This is a genomic window from Pseudomonas sp. JC1203 (assembly GCF_056175065.1).
On the sequence record NZ_JBWCAM010000020.1, the window covers coordinates 45,416 to 66,684 of the forward strand.

A 21,269-nucleotide genomic window follows, 5' to 3' on the forward strand; every position below is an offset into this window, starting at 1 on the left:
GGCCGCCCCCCCCCCCCGCCCGGGGCGCCCCCCCCCCCCCCCCCCCGCGCGCCGCCCCCCCCAGGCCGCGTCACGCGCGGTACTTAATAATCAGACAAATCCGCCAACGGGTGCCGGCCTTCCCACGCCTTGCTGAAATGTGCCTCGACAACGGCGCGCGGGATGCTGGCGATGTCGGGCCAGTGCCAGCGTGGCTTCTGGTCCTTGTCGATCAGCCGTGCGCGCACGCCCTCACTGAATTCGGGGTGGCGGCAGCAGTTCAGGCTGAGGGTGTATTCCATCTGAAACACCTGGGCCAGTGACAGGTACCGCGCCCGTTCGATTTGCTCCCACACCAGGTGCGCCGTCAATGGGCAGCCTTCTTCCAGGGTGTGCGCGGCCTTGGCCAACAGCACGTCGTCGCTGTGACGTTGTTGCACCACTGCCCGCCAGGCCGCTGCCACGTCGCTGACATCCAGCAGCGCGTCGATGCGTGCACGCCGCGGCAGCCACTGGGCCTCGGGCAGTTCGCCCACGGCCTCCTGCTGCAGCGCCTTGAGCAGGCTGTTGAGCTGCACTGCGGTCTGTTCCTGCCAGTTGAGCTGCAACAGGCCTTCGATCAGCGCCGGTTGCTGGTCATCGCCCAGGAAGCGGTCGGCCAGGCCCAGGTCGAGGGCGTCATGGCCATTGATGTGCGAGCCGGTCAGGCCCAGGAACAGCCCCAGCTTGCCGGGCAGCCGCGACAGGAACCAGCTGGCGCCCACGTCCGGGTACAGGCCAATGCTGATTTCCGGCATGGCCAGGCGGGTGCTGGGGGTGACGATGCGGATGTTGGCGCCCTGCAGCAGCCCAAGGCCGCCGCCCAGCACGTAGCCGTGGCCCCAGCAGATCAGCGGCTTGGGGAAGGTGTGCAGGCGGTAGTCCAGGCGGTATTCGCCGGCGAAGAAGTGTGCGGCCAGCGGCGGCACCTCGCCGGGGTGGGCGCGGCAGGCCTGCACCAGGCTGCGTACGTCGCCGCCGGCGCAGAACGCCTTGGCGCCGTTGCCGCGCAACAATACGCAGACAATCTGATCGTCCTTTTCCCAGCGTTCCAACTGGTCGTTGAGGGCCTCGACCATGGGCAGCGACAACGCGTTGAGGGATTTTTCAGCGTCCAGGGTAGCCACGCCGAGGCGTGCGCCGTCGACGCCGACAAGCTCTTCGAATTGCAGATTCATCCTGACCTCTTGAATGACGCGAATGGGGCAGTGTCCAATTCAGCAGTATGGCCCGCTGTCGGCAGCACGTCAGTCTCCGGTTACATTGATTGACAATTGGGGGCGCCTTTCCTAGTGTCCGCCCCATTGTTTGCCAGGCTACGCCCATGACCACCGACGACCGCATCAAACTCGAACCCAGCTGGAAACACGCCCTGCGTGACGAATTCGACCAGCCGTACATGAACCAGCTGCGTGAATTCCTGCGCCAGGAGCACGCCGCCGGCAAGGAAATCTACCCACCGGGCCCGCTGATTTTCAACGCGCTGAACCTGACGCCGCTGCCGCAGGTGAAGGTGGTGATTCTCGGCCAGGACCCCTACCACGGCCCGGGCCAGGCCCATGGCCTGTGTTTCTCGGTGCAGCCGGGCATTGCCACGCCGCCCTCACTGGTGAATATCTACAAGGAATTGAAGCGCGACCTGAACATCGACATCGCGCCCCATGGCTGCCTGCAGCATTGGGCCGAGCAGGGTGTGCTGCTGCTCAACACCACCATGACCGTGGAGCGCGCCAACGCCGCGTCCCATGCGAAGAAGGGCTGGGAATCGTTCACCGACCGCATCATCCAGACCGTCAGCGAGCAGCAGGCTAGCGTGGTGTTCCTGCTGTGGGGCGCCCACGCGCAGGGCAAGCAGAAGCTGATCGACAGCAGCAAGCACCTGGTGCTGACGTCGGTGCACCCTTCACCGCTGTCCGCTTACCGCGGCTTTATCGGGAATGGGCATTTCAGCCGAACCAACAAGTTCCTGCAGCAGAGCGGCCTGGCGCCGATTGATTGGCAGTTGCCGCCGGTCTGAAAGCCATGCGCTGGGTTGGGGAGGACGCCGCCTGCGGCAGCTGCTACGGGGCGGCGCCTTTCACTACGCGGTGGCCAATTTGGTGCGCTTGCGCCACAGGCGCAGCAACGGCAACAGCAGCATCAGCGCCGTCAGCACCCACACGCCGGCAGTAATCGGGCTGGACCACAGAATGCCCAGCGCCCCGTCCGAGATCGACAGCGCACGGCGCAGGTTCTGCTCCATCAACCCGCCCAGGATGAACCCCAGCAGCACCGGCGACAGCGGGAAGTCCAGCTTGCGCAGGATGTAGCCGAAGATGCCGATGCCCACCATCAGGAACAGGTCGAAGGTAGTGGCGTGCACGGCGTATACGCCGATGCCGGTGATGATTGCGATGACCGGCACCAGTGCCCAGTTGGGCACTGAGAGGATACGCGTGAAAATTCGGATCATCGGGATGTTGAGTATCACCAGCATGATATTGGCGATGAACAACGAGGCGATCAGCCCCCAGACAATGTCCGGCTGCTGCTGAAACAGCAGTGGCCCCGGGGTGATGTTGTACAGCGACAGCGCGCCGATCATTACCGCCGTGGTGCCCGACCCCGGCACGCCCAGGGTCAGCATCGGCACCAGGGCGCCACAGGCCGAGGCGCCGATGGCGGTTTCCGGTGCCGCCAGGCCGCGCTTGTCGCCCTGGCCGAAGGTGCCGCTGGCGCCGGCCATGCGCTTCTCGGTCATGTACGCCACGGCGCTGGCCAGGGTGGCGCCGGCACCGGGCAGCACGCCCATCACGAACCCCAGCAGCCCGCAGCGGATGTTCACCGCGAACACCGAGGCCGCCTCCTTGAGGTTGAACATCATGCGCCCGGTGGCTTTCACCGCTTCCTGGCCCCGGTGGGTCTTCTCCAGCAACAGCAGAATCTCGCTGACCGAGAACAACCCCAGCACCAGCACTACGAACTGGATGCCATCGGCCAGGTGCACGTTGTCTCCGGTGAAACGGTACACGCCGCTGTTGGCGTCAATGCCCACGCAGGCCAGGAACAGCCCGATCAGCGCGGCAACGAAGGTTTTCAGCGGCCGGTCGCCGGCCATGCCGCCCAGGCAGACGATGGCGAACACCATCAGCACGAAGTACTCCGCCGGCCCGAAGGCGATGGCCCACTTCGCCAGCAGCGGCGCAAACAGCACCATGCCGCAGGTGGCGATGAATGCGCCGATGAACGAGCTCCAGGCCGACAGCGACAGCGCCACCCCGGCCAGGCCTTGGCGCGCCATGGGGTAGCCGTCGAGGGTGGTCATCACCGTCGAGGCTTCGCCGGGGATGTTGAGCAGGATCGAGCTGATGCGCCCGCCGTACTCGCAGCCCAGGTACACCGCCGCCAGCAGGATCAGCGCCGACTCGGGCGGTAGCCCCAGGGCGAAGGCGATGGGGATCAGCAGCGCTACGCCATTGATCGGGCCCAGGCCCGGCAGCAGGCCGACCACGGTGCCGATCAGCGTGCCGCACAGCGCGGTGACCAGGTTGTAGGGGCTCAGGGCCACGCCGAAGCCCTGGCCCAGATAGCTGAAGGTATCCATGTCAGTTCTCCAGTACGGCAAGCAGGCCCAAGGGCAGGGGCACATCCATGGCCTTGTCGAACAGCAGGTACAAGGCCACGCTCATCAGGCTCACCACCACCGTGCTGGGCAGCCAGCGGCCGCCGTACAGGCGTGCCATGGGGATGCCGGTCAGCACGCTGGCGAGCACGAAGCCCAATGGCTCGAAGGTGCCGGCGAACACCAGCAACAGCACCACGCAGGCGCCAATCTTGGCCAGGGTGGCGCGGTCCAGTGGCGGTTCTTCATCGCTATGGGTGATGGTGCTGGGGCGTACGGCCATGTACAGCAAGGCTGCCGCCATCAGGCCCAGCATCAGCAGTGGGTAGGCGCGCGGGCCCACCGGTTCGTAGGAAAAAGCAGCCTGGTAGGGCCAGGCCATCACCGCCAGCGCGGCGCAGGCCAGCAGCAGGGCAATGGCAAACAGTCGTTGCAGGGCCATGGTCGAAACTCCTTGGCGAGAGGGGGGCTGCCTCGGGGCGAGGCAGGCCGCAGGTCACTGCACCAGGCCGAATTCCTGGGCCAGGGTCTTGTACTCGGTGACCTGTTTCTTCACGTAGCTGTCCAACTCGGCGCCGGTCATGGCGAACGGGAACAGCGCGCGCTGGGTGCGCAGGGTGGCGAAGTCGTCGGAGGCCAGCATCTGGTCGAACGCCGCCTTCCACCAGGCGTACTCGGCATCGCTGACCTTCGGCCCCAGGTAGAAGCCGCGCACCACCGGCCAGACGATGTCATAGCCCTGCTCGCGGGCGGTGGGGATATCCTTCATGCCCGGCTCGTCGATGCGCTTGTCGGCAAACACCGCCAGCATGCGCATGTCGCCGCTCTGGATATGCGGCATGGAATCGGAAATGTCCGTGCTGCCCACCTGAATGTGCCCGCCCAGCAAGGCCGTGGCTATTTCACCGCCGCCTTCCAGGGCCACGTAGCGCAGCTGGCGCGGGTTGATGCCGGCGGCCTTGGCAATCAACGCGGTCTGCATCCAGTCCTGGCTGCCGACGGTGCCGCTGGCGCCGATCACTACCTTGCCCGGGTCCTTTTTCAACGCCTGCACCAGGTCGTCGAGGTTCTTGTAGGGCGAATCGCTCTTCACCGCAATGGCGCCGTAGCTGGTGCCCACCGCCGCCAGCCAACGCACCGCGTGTTCGTCGAAACGGCCGAACTTGCCCTGGGCCAGGTTCAGCAACGAACCGCTGGACCAGGCCACCAGCGAGCCGCCATCGGCCGGGCGCTGGGCGACCACGGCGTTGTAGGCCACGGCGCCGACACCGCCAGGCATGTAGGTGACGCGCATGGGTTTGGTGAGGATTTTCTCGTTGACCAGGGCGCTTTGCACCAGCTTGCAGGTCAGGTCGAAACCGCCGCCGGGCGAGGCCGGGGCAATGCATTCAGGACGCTTGGGTTCGGCGGCGAAGGTGCTGTTGGCCAGCAACAGGCAGCTGGCGGCCAGGGCCAGCCGGCGCAGGGTAGGGCTCATGTGATGTCTCCAATTCTTGTTCTTGTTATGGCGAAAACGCATCGTGGCGCTTTGCGTGGCAGGCCCATGGCGGACCTGTCGTACCCCGATGCTAGGGCTTCAACCTTTCGCCAACCTTTCAGCCGAAAATTGCCCGCGGCAGCCCTTCACAGCGCTTGGCCTGCGCGTACACTGCCGCCTTGATACCTACAACAAGAGTGCCCCTGCCATGCGTGTTCTACTTGCCGAAGACCATCTGCCGCTGGCCGAAAGCGTGGCCCAGGCGCTCAAGCATACCGGCCTGACGGTGGACGTGCTGCATGATGGCGTGGCCGCCGACCTGGCTTTGGGCAGCGAAGAGTATGCCCTGGCCGTGCTGGACGTGGGCCTGCCGCGCATGGACGGTTTCGAGGTGCTGGCGCGCCTGCGCGGGCGTGGCAACAACCTGCCGGTGCTGATGCTGACCGCCCGCAGCGACGTCAAGGACCGGGTCCATGGCCTCAATCTGGGCGCCGACGACTACCTGGCCAAACCCTTCGAACTCAGCGAACTGGAAGCCCGGGTCAAGGCCTTGCTGCGCCGCAGCGTGATGGGCGGCGAACGCCAGCAGCGCTGCGGCGCGCTGGTGTACGACCTGGAGACCCGGCGCTTCACCCTCGCCGATGAACTGCTGACCTTGACCTCCCGCGAGCAGGCCGTGCTGGAAGCGCTGATCGCGCGGCCGGGGCGGGTGATGAGCAAGGAACAGCTGGCCGCCCAGGTGTTCGGCCTGGACGAGGAGGCCAGCGCCGACGCGATCGAAATCTATGTGCACCGCCTGCGCAAGAAACTCGATGGCCAAGCCGTGGCCATCGTCACTTTCCGCGGCCTGGGCTACCTGCTCGAAGGTCGCGATGCGTAAGCTCGACAGCCTGCGTGGGCGGCTGCTGTGGAACCTGGCGCTGCTGCTGGTGGTGCTGATGCTGGCCAGCGGCCTGAGCGCCTACTGGAACGGCCGCGAGGCCGCCGACACCGCCTATGACCGCACGCTGCTGGCCTCGGCGCGGACCATCGCCGCCGGGCTGTCGCAGCGCGATGGCAGCCTGAGCGCCGACGTGCCCTACGTGGCCCTGGACACTTTCGCCTACGACAGCGCCGGCCGCATCTACTACCAGGTCAACGACATTCACCAGAAGCTGATTTCCGGCTACGAAAACCTGCCGGCACCGCCCCCGGGCACCCCGCGCACCGATGACTACCCGGCGCTGGCGCGCTTCTACAACGGCCGCTACCTGGGCCAGGACGTGCGCGTGGTGAGCCTGCTGAAAGCGGTGAGTGAGCCGGAAATGAACGGCATGGCCGAGATCCGCGTGGCCGAGACCGAGGAGGCGCGCATTCGCATGGCCCGCGGGTTGATGGCCGACACGCTGCTGCGCCTGGGCATGCTGGGGCTGGGCGCGCTGATGCTGGTGTGGTTTGCGGTCAGCGCCGCGCTGCGCCCGCTGGAGCGCCTGCGCGCCGAGGTGGAGGCGCGCCAGCCGGATGACCTGCGGCCGCTGCCGGTTGTCAGCGTACAGCGCGAACTGGTACCGCTGGTGGCCTCGCTCAACCATTTCACCGAACGCCTGCGCGGGCAGTTCGAGCGCCAGGCGCAGTTCATCGCCGATGCCGCGCATGAATTGCGCACGCCCCTGGCGGCCCTGAAGGCGCGCATCGCCCTGGGCCTGCGCGCCGAGCAGGGCGAGGTGTGGCGCCAGACCCTGGACGCCGCAGGCCAGGACGCCGACCGCCTGACTCACTTGGCCAACCAGTTGCTGTCCATGGCGCGCGTGGAGAACGGCGCCCGCGCCATCGCCGAGGGTGGCGCCCAACGGCTGGACCTGAGCCAGGTGGCGCGTGAGCTGGGCATGGCCCTGGCGCCACTGGCGCATGCCCGTGGCGTGGCCCTGGCGCTGGAGGCCGAGGAGCCGGTGTGGCTGCGCGGCGAGCCGACGCTGCTCAACGAGCTGCTCAGCAATCTGCTGGACAACGCCCTGGCGCATACGCCGGTGGGTGGCAACGTGATCTTGCGGGTCAGCGCCCCGGCGGTGCTGGAAGTCGAGGACGATGGCCCGGGCATTCCCGAAGGCGAGCGGGGCAAGGTGTTCGAGCGCTTCTACCGGCGCAGTGCCAAGGGTTCAGGCTTGGGCCTGGCCATTGTCGGCGAGATCTGCAAGGCGCACCGGGCGCAGATCAGCCTGCACGATGGTGCGCAGACCGGCTTGAAGGTACGGGTGAGTTTCAGCGCCGATTAACGGAACATCGCCATCGCCGCATCCAGTTCCAGCCGGTCCAGTGGCACTTCCTCTCCCAGGTTCAAATGCTGGAACGCCGGCAGGTCGGGCAGGCGGTGGAAGTCGCGCTGGCGAAGCATTCGGGCGATCTGGATGAGGTCGGTGTAGTCGATGTGCGCACTGCGCCGGGTAAGGTCAAGGTATTCGCCCGGCACCTGCACCAGCGCCTGGGAGAACTCCCACTCGGCAAGAATCTGGCTGCCCAGCACGGGCTGGATGCGTTCGATCACATGGTTCAGGCACACCGGGTCGGCCAGCAGGTCGTTGTGCTCTTCGGCGTAGGTCAGGATAGGCAGCACCCCGATCTGGTGCACCAGCCCGGCAAGGGCGGCCTGGTCGGGCTTGAGCCGGGTATAGCGGCGGCACAGTTCATAACTGATGCCGGCCACCTCCAGGCTCTGCTTCCACACCTCATGCAGCTTGGCCTGCACCACGGGCGAGCGGGCGTTGAAGATCTGCTCGATCACCAGGCCGATGGCCAGGTTGCTGCTGTAGTTGATGCCCAGGCGGTTGATGGCCCCCGTCAGGTCAGTGACCTCCTGGGTGGCGCGCAGCATCGGGCTGTTGACAACCTTGATCAGCCGCGCGGCCAGTGCCGGGTCGCGGCCGATGACCTTGCCCAGGGCAGGAATGCTGATGTCGATGTCCTCGGCCGCCTCGCGGATCTGCAAGGCGACTTCGGGCAGGGTTGGCAGCACCAGGTCATCGTTCGCGATGGCGGCCAGCAAATGCACTTGGACTGTATCGGCCAGCTCGCTCATGGGGACTTCCTGGACGCTTGCGCGGGGGGCAACCGGGCGTTGCCTAGCGTTGGATCTCGCGGTCGCGATCCAGTTCATAGGGTAGTTCCAGCAAGCTCAGGCGCGGGCCCTCCGGGCTGCCGAGGTGCAGGTTGCCGTCTTCCACGGCGTCGGCCTGCAGCACGGCCAGCAGTTCTGCACCCTGGCCGGCGCTGGCGGCCAGGGCCACCTCGCCCACGGCGCTGCCGTGGTTGGGCGAGAACAGTGCGGTGCCGGGTGCCGGCGGCTGGCCGTCTGCCAGCGCAAGGCGGTACAGGCGACGCTTGAGCTTGCCCAGGTACTGCATGCGCGCGACGATTTCCTGGCCGGTGTAGCAGCCTTTCTTGAAACTGACGCCGCCCACGGCCTGCAGGTTGAGCATTTGCGGAATGAAGGTTTCGCGGGTTTCGGGCATCACCTGGGCGATACCGGCGCGCACCTGGCCCAGCAGCCAGGCGTTCAGCGTGCCTTCGGGCAGGTGCTGTGCAAGCTGCTGGCGCACGGCCTCGGCCTGCTCGGCCGGCACCCAGAGCTCGGCGCGCTGGGGCGACACGCGCACGGCGATCAACGCTTCGTTGCGTGCGGCGACGTTGTTCTCTTCGCCCAGTTCCAGGCCCAGGGCAGCCAGCGCTGCCTGGCCGTCGGCCAGGCCGAAGCGCACCCAGGAATCACTTTCGTCGGTGAGTTTGGACTTGGAGAACACCGCGTACTTCTTCAGGTCCGCCAGTTGCGGCTCGACCAGCTCGCGGGCCATGGCCAACAGCACGCCATCGCCTTGCAGCACGATGCGGAAGCTGGACTGCATGCGCCCCTTCTGGGTGCAACGCGCGCCCAGGCTGGCGTACTGCTCGGTGAGGTAGTTGATGTTGCAGGTCAACTGACCCTGCAGGAACTTGCCGGCATCGGAGCCGCGTACGGCGAGGACGCCTTCGTGGGACAGCGCGCAGAAAAAAGCAGAATCGGCCATGGGACATCGCAAGGGCTAAAAGACTGGGCTCCATCATAGAGCGCCGCCGGGAAAATAGGTAGGTGACTATGGTTGAACAGCGTGTTGGGGCCGGACGCCGCCTGCGGCAGCTGCTACAGATTGAAGGTGTGCCGCATACCGGCGCCGGGTTCCGGATTGGCGGTGAACCGCATACCTGCGCCGGACTCCGGATTCGCGGCATCCCCCACACCTGTAGCAGCGGCCGCAGGCCGCGTCCCTCGCCCCCCCACACATATATAGACATGCGTCCAAGTGCCGCGCGGCGCAGGTCGCTGTATACTGCGCGCCTATTTGAGGAGCGCTCCATGGTCGAAGATATTGAACTCAACCGGCTCTACTGGCATAGCCGCCGCGGCATGCTGGAGCTGGACGTCTTGCTGGTGCCTTTCGTCAAGGAGGTATACCCAAGCCTCAATGACGTGGACCGCGAATGCTACCGTCGCCTGCTGGAATGCGAAGATCAGGACATGTTCGGCTGGTTCATGGAACGCGCCGAATCCGAGGACCCCGAGCTGCAGCGCATGGTCCGCATGATCCTGGACCGTGTCCAGCCCAAGTAAGCTCTTCCATTGCCGCTGGCACGCCTCGCGGCGGTTGCTGGTGGCCTACCTTGCGGCACTGGGGCTGGCGCTGGTCAGCCTGTTGCTGCTGGATGCACCGTTCGTCTGGCGTGGCCTGGGCATCATCCTGTGCCTGGCCCACGCTGCCTGGCATCTGCCCCGTACCCTGTTGCTCAGCCACCCCCACGCCTGGTGCGCCCTGCGCCGCGATGCGAGCGGCTGGGCGCTATGGAACCGCGCCAAGGGCTGGCAGGCGGTGCAACTGCTGCCCGACAGCATGGCGCTGCCGGGGCTGGTGCTGCTGCGTTTCCGGCTGCCAGGGCAGTGGTGGGCGCGCAGCCTGTGCCTGCCCGGCGACACCCTGGGCGCCGACGAGCATCGGCGCCTGCGGGTGCGGCTCAAGTTCAGTCGTCGAAGGTGGGCGGCACCAGAATAGTGTCCAGCGCCTCGGGCAGCATTTCCGGGTAATCCAGCGTGTAGTGCAGCCCGCGGCTTTCCTTGCGCTGCATGGCCGAACGAATCATCAGCTCGGCCACCTGGGCCAGGTTGCGCAACTCGATCAGGTCGCGGCTGACTTTATAGTTGCTGTAGAACTCGTCGATCTCGTCCAGCAGCAGCCGCACCCGGTGCTCGGCGCGCTGCAGGCGCTTGGTGGTGCGCACGATACCGACGTAGTCCCACATGAAGCGCCGCAGCTCATCCCAGTTGTGGGCGATGATCACGTCTTCGTCCGAATCGGTCACCTGGCTGGCGTCCCACTGCGGCAGGCGCTCGGGCAGGGCGGTGTGCGGCAGTTGCGCGACGATGTGCGCGGCGGCCGAGCGGCCATACACGAAACATTCGAGCAGCGAGTTGCTGGCCATGCGGTTGGCGCCGTGCAGGCCGGTGAAGGTGGTTTCGCCGATGGCATACAGCCCGGGCACGTCGGTGCAGCCGTGCTGGTCGATCATCACGCCGCCGCAGGTGTAGTGTGCCGCGGGTACCACCGGGATGGCCTGGCGGGTAATGTCGATGCCGAAGGTCAGGCAGCGCTCGTACACGGTGGGGAAGTGGCTGGTGATGAACTCGGCCGGCTTGTGGCTGATGTCCAGGTATACGCAGTCCACGCCCAGGCGCTTCATTTCGTGGTCGATGGCGCGGGCCACGATGTCCCGCGGCGCCAGTTCGGCGCGCGGGTCGAAGCGCGGCATGAAACGCTCGCCGTTGGGCAGTTTCAGCTCGGCGCCTTCGCCGCGCAGGGCCTCGGTCACCAGGAAGCTCTTGGCTTGGGGATGGTACAGGCAGGTGGGGTGGAACTGGTTGAATTCCAGGTTGGCCACCCGGCAGCCGGCGCGCCAGGCCATGGCGATACCATCGCCGCAGGCACCGTCGGGGTTGCTGGTATAGAGGTAGACCTTGGCCGCACCGCCGGTGGCAAGGATGGTGAAACGCGCGCCGAAAGTGTCCACTTCGCCGGTGTTGCGGTCCAGCACGTAGGCGCCCAGGCAGCGGTCGCCGGCAAGGCCCAGGCGGCGTTCGGTAATAAGGTCGACGGCCACGCGCTGTTCCAGCAGCTCGATGTTGGGCCGCAGGCGGGCCTGGGCCAGCAACGTCTTGAAGATGGCAGCGCCAGTGGCATCGGCGGCATGGATGATGCGCCGGTGACTGTGGCCGCCCTCGCGGGTCAGGTGAAATTCGAAACTGTTTTCGTCGTGGGCCGGGTCGTCGTCACGGGTGAACGGCACCCCCTGGTCGATCAGCCACTGGATGGCCTCGCGGCTGTGCTCCACGGTGAAACGCACCGCGTCTTCATGGCACAGGCCGCCGCCGGCATTGAGGGTGTCTTCGACGTGGGACTGTACGGTGTCGGTGTCGTCGAGCACTGCTGCCACGCCGCCCTGGGCCCAGAAGGTGGAGCCGTTGGACAGGTCGCCCTTGCTCAGTACCGCAATGCGCAAATGCCCGGGCAAGGTCAGGGCCAGGCTAAGCCCGGCGGCACCGCTGCCAATCACTAGAACGTCGTGTTGATACTGCTGGCTCATGTCTTTATTCCGCGGGGGCGACTATTGTTTTCGGCGCAGTCTCCTCCAAGCGGCCCTGCGCGCGCAATCCTCACTTCGTAGCGGTAGGTGCAGGACGCCGCCTTCGGCAGCTGCTACTGGCGCATGAGCATCGCGGATCGGTCATGGGCTACTAGTATATAGAGGGGGGTATCGGCACAATAGGTATGCCTTCATGGCGTTGTGGAACTATACCGTTGGTCGGGCTATCTGATACATGAACCGACGGGTGGGGCGCTTGCGCCTGAGCGACCGGGCTTGAGCCTTGTTTCATGGCTGAAACACCGGCGCTCAATGCACAATCGCGCAATGTCCGCGGGCGATCCCTGCAAATACCGGGAACTTTATCCAACACCCCGGTATCCATAGACGGTCGCCCATGAGAAGGGAAACGGCGTCGGCTTTATGTGGGGCTGAAGTCGCTGGCCACTGCAAGCGGATTCGACGACAAGATTATCGACGCAGCCGGCCATGACCGTGCTGCGGTTTTCGTGCAGGTCAAATCACGGCGTGCAGGAAACTTGCTTGGAGGGGAGAACTTTTGCGAAAAGCCCGAGTCTATGATTGCAAGCCTGAACGATGGCTTCAGCAATGCTCCTCCCGGCACTATGAGGAGTGTTCATGCTAACCCAGGAAGAGGATCAGCAACTGGTCGAGCGTGTTCAACGCGGCGACCGGCGAGCTTTCGATCTGTTGGTGCTGAAATACCAGCACAAGATTCTCGGGTTGATCGTGCGATTCGTGCACGACACCCATGAAGCCCAGGACGTGGCGCAAGAAGCCTTTATCAAGGCCTACCGAGCGTTAGGCAATTTTCGCGGTGACAGTGCCTTTTACACATGGCTGTACCGTATCGCCATCAACACGGCGAAAAACTATCTGGTTTCCCGCGGTCGCAGGCCGCCAGATAGCGATGTGAGTTCCGAGGATGCCGAGTTCTACGACGGCGATCATGGCCTCAAGGATCTGGAGTCTCCGGAGCGCTCCCTGTTACGAGATGAGATCGAGGGCACCGTCCACCGGACCATCCAGCAACTGCCAGAAGATTTGCGTACGGCGTTAACTTTACGTGAATTCGATGGTCTGAGTTACGAGGACATTGCCAGCGTCATGCAATGCCCGGTGGGTACCGTGCGATCTCGGATTTTCCGCGCTCGGGAGGCCATAGATAAAGCCCTGCAGCCTTTGTTGCAGGAAACCTGAGACAGCGGCGACAGCCAAGAGAGGAACCGCCATGAGTCGTGAAGCTTTGCAGGAATCGCTGTCCGCGGTGATGGATAACGAAGCGGACGAACTGGAACTGCGCAGGGTCATCAACGCCCTGGAAGATCCAGAAACACGTGCAACCTGGAATCGCTACCAGATTGCCCGTGCGGTAATGCACAAGGACTTGCTCGACCCACGCCTGGACTTGGCCACAGCCGTTTCGGCCGCCATTGCCGAGGAGATCGCCCCGGTCAAGGTTGCCCGTGGCCCGTGGCGCAGTATCGGCCGCCTGGCCGTGGCTGCTTCGGTCACCGTGGCGGTGCTGGCAGGCGTGCGCCTGTACAACCAGGACGAAATCGCCGGCAACCAGCTGGCCCAGCAGCAACCGGCTACCCAGCAGGCGCCTTCCGTGCCGCAGGTTCAAGGCCCGGCCGTGCTGGCAGGCTACACTGAAAGCAACGACCAGAGCACCGGCCCCATGGCCAATGGTGTGCTGCAAGGTCAGGCTGGCATGCATGACCAGCGTTTGCCAGGCTACCTGCGCCAACACGCCCAGGAAGCCGCGTTGAAAGGCACTGAAAGCGCGCTGCCGTACGCACGTGCCGCGAGCCTTGAAAACCGCTAAGGAGGACCATGCGCGCCATACCGCTACTACCGCTATTGCTCGGTTCCTGCCTGAGCGTCCCGGCCTTCGCGGCCAACGACGCTTCGCAGTGGCTTAACCGCCTGGCCCAGGCCGAGCAACAGCAGAGCTTCCAGGGCACTTTCGTCTACGAACGCAACGGCAGTTTCACCACCCACGACATCTGGCATCGCGCCCAGAACGGCAAGGTCAGCGAGCGGCTTCTGCAGCTCGATGGCTCGGCCCAGGAAGTCGTGCGCGTGGACGGTCGTACCCAATGCGTGAGTGGCACCCTGGTTCCCGGTGTGAGCGAGACGCCTGACTCCTCCGGCCGCGTCCTCGATCCGCTCAAACTGATGTCCTGGTACGACCTGTCGGTCGCCGGGCAGTCACGAGTGGCCGGGCGCGATGCCACCATCGTTACGCTGACCCCCAAGGATCAGCACCGCTACGGTTTCGAATTGCATCTGGACAGCAAGACCGGCCTGCCGCTCAAGTCGTTGTTGCTCGACGACAAGGGGCGCCTGCTGGAACGCTTCCAGTTCACCCGCCTGGATACCGACGCGCCCACGGACGCCGAGCTCGCCGCCAGCGACAACTGCAAGCCACTGGGCCCTGCGGTGGTTGCCCAGGCCCCCGCACCGGCAGCCAACCACTGGCGCTCCGACTGGTTGCCGCCCGGCTTCGAGCTGGCGGGCAGTTCGGCACGCAAGGACCCTGATACCAAAACCACCGTCAGCAGCCTTATGTACGACGATGGCCTGGCGCGTTTTTCGGTGTTCCTCGAGCCGCTGAATGGCAGCGTGGGCACCGATACGCGCACGCAATTGGGGCCAACCTCGGCAGTATCGCGGCGGCTCACCACCCCCAAGGGTGACGTAATGGTCACCGTGGTGGGCGAGATCCCCATCGGCACCGCCGAACGCATCGCCTTGTCGATGCGTGCCCAAGACAACCAGGCGAAGAATTGAGGCGCCTGTGCTGAGCAGGAGTGGGCGCGCAGGGAGCGCGTCGCATAGGGCTTCACGGCATCCGTTACAAAGGATGACGAAATGAAACTTATGTCAGTCAGGTTGCAAAACCCCCTGAATTTTTCTATAGGTCAGACCCTCAAGGGTCTGGCCTTGTCTGCTGTTTCAGGATCGCCACTGCCGACACCCCGGACCCGGACACTGCCTTGCGGCGGTGCCCGGGTTTTGTGCGTCTGGCGAATCCCTTTGCTAAACCTTGCTCGTGACCAACGGGAGCCGTATGTCCATATTACGCTTTAAGCATTACCTGACCGTGTGCGCCGCCGTGCTGATGCTCGGCCAGGTCGTCACCGCCCAGGCCGAGGCGCTGCCTGACTTCACCAACCTGGTGGAGCAGGCGTCCCCTGCCGTCGTCAACATCAGTACCACCCAGAAGCTGCCCGACCGCAGCGCCGGCGCCGGCGACATGCCGGACCTGGACGACCTGCCACCAGCCTTCCGCGACTTTTTCCGCAACATGCCGCGCTCCCCGCGTGGGCCCAAGGGCGGTGACCGCCAGCGCGAGGCCCAGTCGCTGGGTTCGGGTTTCATCATTTCCCCTGACGGCTACGTGTTGACCAACAACCACGTGATCGCCGACGCCGATGAAATCATCGTGCGCCTGTCCGACCGTAGCGAGCTGAAAGCCAAGCTGGTAGGCACCGACCCGCGCACCGACGTGGCCTTGCTGAAAATCGACGGCAAGAACCTGCCGACCGTGAAGCTGGGTGACTCCGACAAGCTGAAAGTAGGTGAGTGGGTGCTGGCCATCGGCTCGCCGTTCGGCTTCGATCACTCGGTCACCAAGGGCATCGTCAGCGCCAAGGGCCGCACCTTGCCGAACGACGCCTACGTGCCGTTCATCCAGACCGACGTGGCCATCAACCCGGGCAACTCCGGCGGCCCGCTGTTCAACATGAATGGCGAGGTGGTGGGCATCAACTCGCAGATCTTCACCCGCTCCGGCGGCTTCATGGGCCTGTCGTTCGCCATCCCGATCGACGTGGCCATGGACGTGTCGAACCAGCTGAAGAAAGACGGCAAGGTCAGCCGCGGCTGGCTGGGCGTGGTCATCCAGGAAGTGAACAAGGACCTGGCTGAATCGTTCGGCCTGGACAAACCGGCCGGTGCGCTGGTGGCGCAGATGGTCGAGGACGGCCCGGCGGCCAAGTCCGGCCTGCAGGTGGGCGACGTGATCCTGAGCATGAATGGCCAGCCGATCGTCATGTCCGCCGACTTGCCGCACCTGGTAGGCGGCCTGAAAGCGGGTGCCAAGGCCAGCCTGGAAGTGGTTCGCGAAGGCAAGCGCAAGACCATCGACGTGACCGTCGGCGCCATGCCGGCCAACGATGACGATATCCTCGCCGGCGGCAGCGCCAAGTCCCAGGCTGAAAGCAACAGCAACCGCCTGGGCGTGTCCGTGGCCGACCTGACCGCTGATCAGAAAAAGTCCCTGGACCTGCAAAGCGGCGTGGTCATCAAGGATGTGCAGGATGGCCCCGCGGCGCTGATCGGCCTGCAGCCGGGCGACGTCATCACTCACCTGAACAACCAGGCCATCGGTTCGGCGAAGGAATTCACCGACATCGCCAAGGGCCTGCCGAAAAACCGCTCGGTGTCCATGCGCGTGCTGCGCCAGGGCCGTGCGAGCTTCATCACCTTCAAGCTGAGCGAGTGACGGCGGGGCGGTGAAACAGGGGAGGGCGGCCAGTGGGTCGCCCTTTTTTGTGCATGAATGTGGGCGGGGTAAGGTTGCCACAGGATCTTCATGATCAACCGGCTCCCACACAACCCCGTATTTCAGGTACAATTCCCGGCTATTTTTCGTTGGGCGTCCGGCCCGCAGCCTTTTTGAGTGTTGATCCGTGAGTGATTTGAGTCATATCCGCAATTTCTCCATCATCGCCCACATTGACCATGGCAAGTCGACGCTGGCCGATCGGTTCATCCAGATGTGCGGCGGCCTGGCCGATCGCGAGATGGAAGCTCAGGTGCTGGACTCCATGGACCTGGAGCGCGAGCGTGGGATCACCATCAAGGCCCACAGCGTCACGCTGCACTACAAGGCTCAGGACGGTAACACCTACCAGCTGAACTTCATCGACACCCCTGGCCACGTCGACTTCACCTATGAAGTCAGCCGTTCGCTGGCCGCCTGCGAAGGCGCGCTGCTGGTGGTGGATGCCGGTCAAGGCGTGGAGGCCCAGTCGGTCGCCAACTGCTACACCGCCATCGAGCAGGGCCTGGAAGTGATGCCCGTGCTGAACAAGATGGACCTGCCCCAGGCCGACCCCGATCGCGTCAAGGACGAGATCGAGAAGGTCATCGGCATCGACGCCACCGACGCCGTGGCCTGCAGCGCCAAGAGCGGCATGGGCGTGATCGACGTGCTCGAACGCCTGGTGCGCGACATTCCGGCCCCTACCGGCAACATCGAAGATCCGCTGCAAGCGTTGATCATCGACTCCTGGTTCGACAACTACCTGGGCGTCGTGTCCCTGGTACGCGTGCGCCATGGCCGTGTGAAAAAGGGCGACAAGATTCTGGTCAAGTCCACCGGCAAGGTGCACCTGGTCGACAGCGTGGGCGTGTTCACCCCCAAGCACACCGCTACCGCTGACCTGAAAGCAGGCGAAGTAGGCTTCATCATCGCCAGCATCAAGGACATTCACGGTGCACCGGTAGGTGACACCCTGACCCTGAGCAGCACCCCTGACGTGCCGGTGCTGCCGGGCTTCAAGCGCATTCAGCCGCAGGTATACGCCGGCCTGTTCCCGGTCAGCTCCGAAGACTTCGAAGACTTCCGCGACGCGCTGTCCAAGCTGACCCTCAACGACTCGTCGTTGCAATACCTGCCGGAAAGCTCCGACGCACTGGGCTTCGGCTTCCGTTGCGGCTTCCTGGGCATGCTGCACATGGAGATCATCCAGGAGCGCCTGGAGCGCGAGTACGACCTGGACCTGATCACCACCGCGCCTAGCGTAATCTTCGAGGTGGTGCTCAAGACCGGCGAGACCATCTACGTCGACAACCCGTCGAAGCTGCCGGACGTGTCTTCGGTAGAAGACTTCCGCGAGCCGATCGTCGCCGCCACCATCCTTGTGCCTCAAGAGCACCTGGGCAACGTCATTACCCTGTGCATCGAGAAGCGTGGCGTTCAACGCGACATGCAGTTCCTCGGCAGCCAGGTGCAGGTGCGCTACGACCTGCCGATGAACGAGGTGGTACTGGACTTCTTCGACCGCCTGAAATCCACCAGCCGCGGCTATGCTTCCCTGGACTACCATTTCGATCGCTACCAGTCGGCCAACCTGGTCAAGCTGGACGTGCTGATCAACGGTGACAAGGTTGACGCCCTGGCCCTGATCGTTCACCGCGACAACGCCCACTACAAGGGCCGCGCGTTGACCGAGAAGATGAAAGAACTGATTCCTCGGCAGATGTTCGACGTTGCGATCCAGGCCGCCATCGGCGGGCAGATCGTGGCCCGTACCACTGTCAAGGCGCTCAGAAAGAACGTACTGGCCAAATGCTATGGCGGTGACGTCAGCCGTAAGCGCAAGCTTCTGGAGAAGCAGAAGGCCGGTAAGAAACGCATGAAACAGGTCGGCAACGTGGAAATTCCACAAGAAGCCTTCCTCGCCGTGCTCAGGTTGGATAGTTAGGTCCTATGTCTCTAAATTTCCCGCTGTTGTTGGTCATTGCCGTCGCCGTCTGCGGTTTGCTGGCCCTGTTCGATCTGGTCTTCCTGGCTTCGCGCCGCAAGACCGCGATCGCGACCTACCAGGGCAGTGTCAGCGAGCCGGACCCGGTGGTGCTCGAGCAGTTGAACAAGGAACCGACGCTTGTCGAATACGGCAAGTCGTTCTTCCCGGTGCTGTTCATCGTGCTGGTGCTGCGCTCGTTCCTGGTCGAACCCTTCCAGATCCCGTCGGGTTCCATGAAGCCGACCCTGGAAGTGGGCGATTTCATTCTGGTCAACAAGTTCTCCTATGGCATCCGCCTGCCGGTGATCGACCAGAAAGTCATCCAGATCGGTGACCCGCAGCGTGGCGATGTCATGGTGTTCCGCTACCCAAGCGACCCGAACGTCAACTACATCAAGCGTGTGATTGGCCTGCCGGGCGACAAGATTCGCTATACCAATGACAAGCGGTTGTACATCAACGACCAGCTGGTAGCCGAGCAGCTGCTGGGCGAGGAGCCCAACACCCTGGGCACCGCCGAGCTGTATCAGGAAAAACTCGGCGACGTCGAGCACCTGATCCGCAAGGAAATGGGCCGCTACCACATGCCGCCGGACAATCAATGGACCGTGCCTGCCGGGCACTACTTCATGATGGGCGACAACCGCGACAACTCCAATGACAGCCGTTACTGGGATGATCCACGTATTCCCAAGGAACTGCTGGGCATGGTCCCGGACCGCAATATCGTCGGCAAGGCCTTCGCGGTCTGGATGAGCTGGCCGGAACCGAAGATGAGCCACTTGCCGAATTTCTCGCGAGTCGGGCTGATCAAGTAACACCAGGCGGCGCTGTCCAGTGGACAGCGCCGAATGCTTTTCAGGCGGCAGCAGGGATGGAGAGCTTGAGCATGAACGCAGCCAGTTCGCAGAAAGGTATTTCGCTGCTGGGAGGGCTGGTACTGCTGGCCATACTGGGGTTTGTCGCCAGTACGGCCTTCAAGGTGCTGCCGCACTATTTCGATTACTGGACGATGAAGAAGATCATCGAGTCGGCAGCGACCGACAAGGCCCAGAAGATCGAAACGGTTGGTGAGTTCTACAACCACGTGGATGCAGGCATGGGCATCAACAATATCCGTGACCTGCAGGCCCGCAATATCATGACCGTGACACTGGACGACGACGTGTTCGCCGCCCATTTGCAATACGAACAGCGTGAGCCACTGATCGGCAATGTCGACCTGGTGGTGAAATTTGACCACGAATTCAGCGTGCGTAAACCGTGAGTGTTTCCTTGAGCCGTCTCGAGCGTCAGCTCGGCTATACCTTTAAAGACCAGGACCTGATGGTGCTGGCCTTGACTCACCGCAGCTTCGCCGGGCGCAACAATGAGCGCCTGGAGTTCCTCGGTGATGCCATCCTCAATTTCGTGGCGGGCGAATCGTTGTTCGAACGGTTCCCCCAGGCCCGCGAAGGCCAGCTGTCGCGCCTGCGCGCCCGGCTGGTGAAAGGCGAGACCCTGGCCGTACTGGCCCGTGGTTTCGACCTGGGCGAATACCTGCGCCTGGGCAGCGGTGAATTGAAGAGCGGCGGTTTCCGTCGCGAGTCGATCCTTGCCGATGCCCTGGAAGCACTGATTGGTGCCATCTACCTGGATTCGGGCATGGAAGTGGCCCGCGAGCGCGTGTTGTCCTGGCTGACCAGCGAGTTCGACAGCCTGACGCTGGTGGACACCAACAAGGACCCGAAAACCCGCCTGCAGGAATTCCTGCAGTCGCGTGGTTGCGAACTGCCGCGTTACGAAGTGGTGGATATCCAGGGCGAACCGCATTGCCGGACGTTTTTCGTCGAATGTGAAGTGACCCTTTTGAACGAAAAAAGCCGAGGTCAGGGCGTAAGCCGTCGTATTGCCGAACAGGTAGCGGCCGCTTCAGCACTGATTGCCCTGGGCGTGGAGAATGGCAATGACTGATACAACCCCAACCCGCTGTGGCTATGTCGCAATCGTCGGCCGCCCGAACGTGGGCAAGTCCACGCTGCTTAACCACATCCTGGGCCAGAAGCTGGCGATCACCTCGCGCAAGCCGCAGACCACCCGCCACAACATGCTGGGCATCAAGACCGAAGGCGAGATCCAGGCCATCTACGTCGACACCCCGGGCATGCACAAGAGCAACGAAAAGGCGCTCAACCGCTACATGAACAAGACCGCCTCGGCGGCCTTGAAAGACGTGGACGTGGTGATCTTCGTGGTGGACCGCACCAAGTGGACCGACGAAGACCAGCTGGTGCTGGAGCGCGTGCAGTACGTGCAGGGGCCGGTGATCCTGGCCATCAACAAGACCGACCGCATCGAGGACAAGGCCGAGCTGATGCCGCACCTGGCCTGGTTGCAGGAGCAGCTGCCCAACGCCGAGATCGTCCCGGTGTCGGCCCAGCAGGGTCACAACCTGGACGCGCTGGAATGCCTGATCGCCAAGCACCTGCCGGAAAACGATCACTTCTTCCCTGAAGACCAGATCACCGACCGCAGCAGCCGCTTCCTGGCCGCTGAACTGGTGCGCGAGAAAATCATGCGCCAGCTGGGCGCCGAGCTGCCTTACCAGATCACCGTCGAGATCGAAGAGTTCAAGCAGCAGGGCAAGACCCTGCACATCCATGCCCTGATCCTGGTGGAGCGTGATGGTCAGAAGAAGATCATCATTGGCGACAAGGGCGAGCGCATCAAGCGCATCGGCATGGAAGCGCGCAAGGACATGGAGCTGCTGTTCGACTCCAAGGTCATGCTCAACCTGTGGGTGAAGGTGAAGGGCGGCTGGTCCGACGACGAACGCGCCCTGCGCTCGCTGGGTTACGGCGACCTCTGATCGCCGCCACATTCCCCCTTTGGGGGAAATGGTTTTTTGTGGGAGCTGGCTTGCCAGCGAGCGTTTGAGGCCCGAAAGCACGCTGGCAAGCCCGCGCCCACCAATGTTTGGAACGCCTGAAAA

21 protein-coding genes are annotated in these 21,269 nt (G+C 64.0%); 14 read left to right on the plus strand and 7 right to left on the minus strand.

Annotation, left to right across the window (positions count from 1 at the left end; genetic code table 11):
- Window positions 1–83: 83 nt before the first annotated feature.
- On the minus strand, window positions 84–1,196 hold the full coding sequence (locus AC0SZ7_RS25385; protein ID WP_475506962.1) for an enoyl-CoA hydratase/isomerase family protein: 1,113 nt from the start codon (window positions 1,194–1,196) through the stop codon (window positions 84–86).
- 146 nt (window positions 1,197–1,342) lie between these two features.
- Between AC0SZ7_RS25385 and ung the strand changes: the two genes are divergently transcribed.
- Complete coding sequence (ung, locus tag AC0SZ7_RS25390; RefSeq protein ID WP_475506963.1) at window positions 1,343–2,035, plus strand: uracil-DNA glycosylase; 693 nt, start codon at window positions 1,343–1,345, stop codon at window positions 2,033–2,035.
- A gap of 63 nt (window positions 2,036–2,098) precedes the next feature.
- Here the strand turns inward: ung and AC0SZ7_RS25395 are convergent, their stop codons facing one another.
- The 3 genes from AC0SZ7_RS25395 to AC0SZ7_RS25405 are packed head-to-tail and all read right to left on the minus strand — an operon-like array spanning window position 2,099 to window position 5,096.
- Window positions 2,099–3,601 (minus strand): tripartite tricarboxylate transporter permease, encoded by a 1,503-nt coding sequence (locus tag AC0SZ7_RS25395; protein WP_475506964.1) that lies wholly within the window; start codon window positions 3,599–3,601, stop codon window positions 2,099–2,101.
- 1 nt (window position 3,602) lies between these two features.
- Entirely contained in the window at window positions 3,603–4,061 is a 459-nt protein-coding gene (locus AC0SZ7_RS25400) for a tripartite tricarboxylate transporter TctB family protein (protein ID WP_475506965.1), read from the minus strand.
- A gap of 54 nt (window positions 4,062–4,115) precedes the next feature.
- Window positions 4,116–5,096: a Bug family tripartite tricarboxylate transporter substrate binding protein gene (locus AC0SZ7_RS25405; protein WP_475506966.1), complete on the minus strand. Its 981-nt coding sequence runs from the start codon at window positions 5,094–5,096 to the stop codon at window positions 4,116–4,118.
- A gap of 208 nt (window positions 5,097–5,304) precedes the next feature.
- Here AC0SZ7_RS25405 and AC0SZ7_RS25410 point away from each other — a divergent pair, with 208 nt between their 5' ends.
- Window positions 5,305–5,976 (plus strand): response regulator, encoded by a 672-nt coding sequence (locus tag AC0SZ7_RS25410; RefSeq protein ID WP_475506967.1) that lies wholly within the window; start codon window positions 5,305–5,307, stop codon window positions 5,974–5,976.
- Window positions 5,969–7,348, plus strand: coding sequence for a sensor histidine kinase (locus tag AC0SZ7_RS25415; RefSeq protein WP_475506968.1), 1,380 nt, complete (start codon window positions 5,969–5,971; stop codon window positions 7,346–7,348). The genes AC0SZ7_RS25410 and AC0SZ7_RS25415 overlap by 8 nt, the downstream gene beginning before the upstream one ends.
- On the opposite strand, the gene AC0SZ7_RS25420 is transcribed toward AC0SZ7_RS25415, so the two are convergent.
- Complete coding sequence (locus AC0SZ7_RS25420) at window positions 7,345–8,148, minus strand: HDOD domain-containing protein (RefSeq protein WP_475506969.1); 804 nt, start codon at window positions 8,146–8,148, stop codon at window positions 7,345–7,347. The two genes, AC0SZ7_RS25415 and AC0SZ7_RS25420, sit on opposite strands and share 4 nt — an antisense overlap.
- A 43-nt stretch (window positions 8,149–8,191) precedes the next feature.
- A complete protein-coding gene (ygfZ, locus tag AC0SZ7_RS25425; RefSeq protein ID WP_475506970.1) occupies window positions 8,192–9,133 on the minus strand; it encodes a CAF17-like 4Fe-4S cluster assembly/insertion protein YgfZ in 942 nt (313 codons plus the stop codon).
- A gap of 326 nt (window positions 9,134–9,459) precedes the next feature.
- On the opposite strand from ygfZ, the gene AC0SZ7_RS25430 reads away from it, so the two are divergent.
- Entirely contained in the window at window positions 9,460–9,714 is a 255-nt protein-coding gene (locus AC0SZ7_RS25430) for an FAD assembly factor SdhE (protein WP_457360627.1), read from the plus strand.
- Window positions 9,698–10,150 carry a protein YgfX gene (locus AC0SZ7_RS25435; protein WP_475506971.1) on the plus strand — a complete coding sequence of 151 codons (453 nt, stop codon included), beginning with the start codon at window positions 9,698–9,700 and terminating at the stop codon, window positions 10,148–10,150. The genes AC0SZ7_RS25430 and AC0SZ7_RS25435 overlap by 17 nt, the downstream gene beginning before the upstream one ends.
- Here AC0SZ7_RS25435 and nadB read toward each other — a convergent pair.
- The gene (nadB, locus tag AC0SZ7_RS25440) at window positions 10,119–11,735 is read right to left on the minus strand and encodes an L-aspartate oxidase (protein ID WP_475506972.1); all 1,617 of its coding nucleotides are present in this window, start codon (window positions 11,733–11,735) and stop codon (window positions 10,119–10,121) included. The genes AC0SZ7_RS25435 and nadB overlap by 32 nt on opposite strands.
- A gap of 639 nt (window positions 11,736–12,374) precedes the next feature.
- Here nadB and rpoE point away from each other — a divergent pair.
- The 9 genes from rpoE (at window position 12,375) to era (ending at window position 21,146) form a co-directional block, all read left to right on the plus strand.
- Window positions 12,375–12,956: an RNA polymerase sigma factor RpoE/AlgU gene (gene rpoE / locus AC0SZ7_RS25445; protein ID WP_003252049.1), complete on the plus strand. Its 582-nt coding sequence runs from the start codon at window positions 12,375–12,377 to the stop codon at window positions 12,954–12,956.
- A gap of 31 nt (window positions 12,957–12,987) precedes the next feature.
- A complete protein-coding gene (locus tag AC0SZ7_RS25450) occupies window positions 12,988–13,584 on the plus strand; it encodes a sigma-E factor negative regulatory protein (RefSeq protein WP_475506973.1) in 597 nt (198 codons plus the stop codon).
- Between the two features lie 8 nt (window positions 13,585–13,592).
- The gene (locus tag AC0SZ7_RS25455; RefSeq protein ID WP_475506974.1) at window positions 13,593–14,552 is read left to right on the plus strand and encodes a MucB/RseB C-terminal domain-containing protein; all 960 of its coding nucleotides are present in this window, start codon (window positions 13,593–13,595) and stop codon (window positions 14,550–14,552) included.
- Between the two features lie 331 nt (window positions 14,553–14,883).
- Window positions 14,884–16,269, plus strand: a complete 1,386-nt coding sequence (locus AC0SZ7_RS25460) for a DegQ family serine endoprotease (protein ID WP_475507046.1) — start codon at window positions 14,884–14,886, stop codon at window positions 16,267–16,269.
- A gap of 187 nt (window positions 16,270–16,456) precedes the next feature.
- Complete coding sequence (gene lepA, locus AC0SZ7_RS25465; protein WP_475506975.1) at window positions 16,457–18,256, plus strand: translation elongation factor 4; 1,800 nt, start codon at window positions 16,457–16,459, stop codon at window positions 18,254–18,256.
- A 5-nt stretch (window positions 18,257–18,261) separates the two neighbouring features.
- Window positions 18,262–19,116 (plus strand): signal peptidase I, encoded by an 855-nt coding sequence (gene lepB / locus AC0SZ7_RS25470; RefSeq protein WP_475506976.1) that lies wholly within the window; start codon window positions 18,262–18,264, stop codon window positions 19,114–19,116.
- A gap of 71 nt (window positions 19,117–19,187) precedes the next feature.
- Window positions 19,188–19,565, plus strand: a complete 378-nt coding sequence (locus AC0SZ7_RS25475) for a DUF4845 domain-containing protein (RefSeq protein WP_475506977.1) — start codon at window positions 19,188–19,190, stop codon at window positions 19,563–19,565.
- Window positions 19,562–20,251: a ribonuclease III gene (rnc, locus tag AC0SZ7_RS25480; protein WP_475506978.1), complete on the plus strand. Its 690-nt coding sequence runs from the start codon at window positions 19,562–19,564 to the stop codon at window positions 20,249–20,251. The genes AC0SZ7_RS25475 and rnc overlap by 4 nt, the downstream gene beginning before the upstream one ends.
- Window positions 20,244–21,146 carry a GTPase Era gene (gene era, locus AC0SZ7_RS25485; RefSeq protein ID WP_475506979.1) on the plus strand — a complete coding sequence of 301 codons (903 nt, stop codon included), beginning with the start codon at window positions 20,244–20,246 and terminating at the stop codon, window positions 21,144–21,146. The genes rnc and era overlap by 8 nt, the downstream gene beginning before the upstream one ends.
- Window positions 21,147–21,269 lie beyond the last annotated feature (123 nt).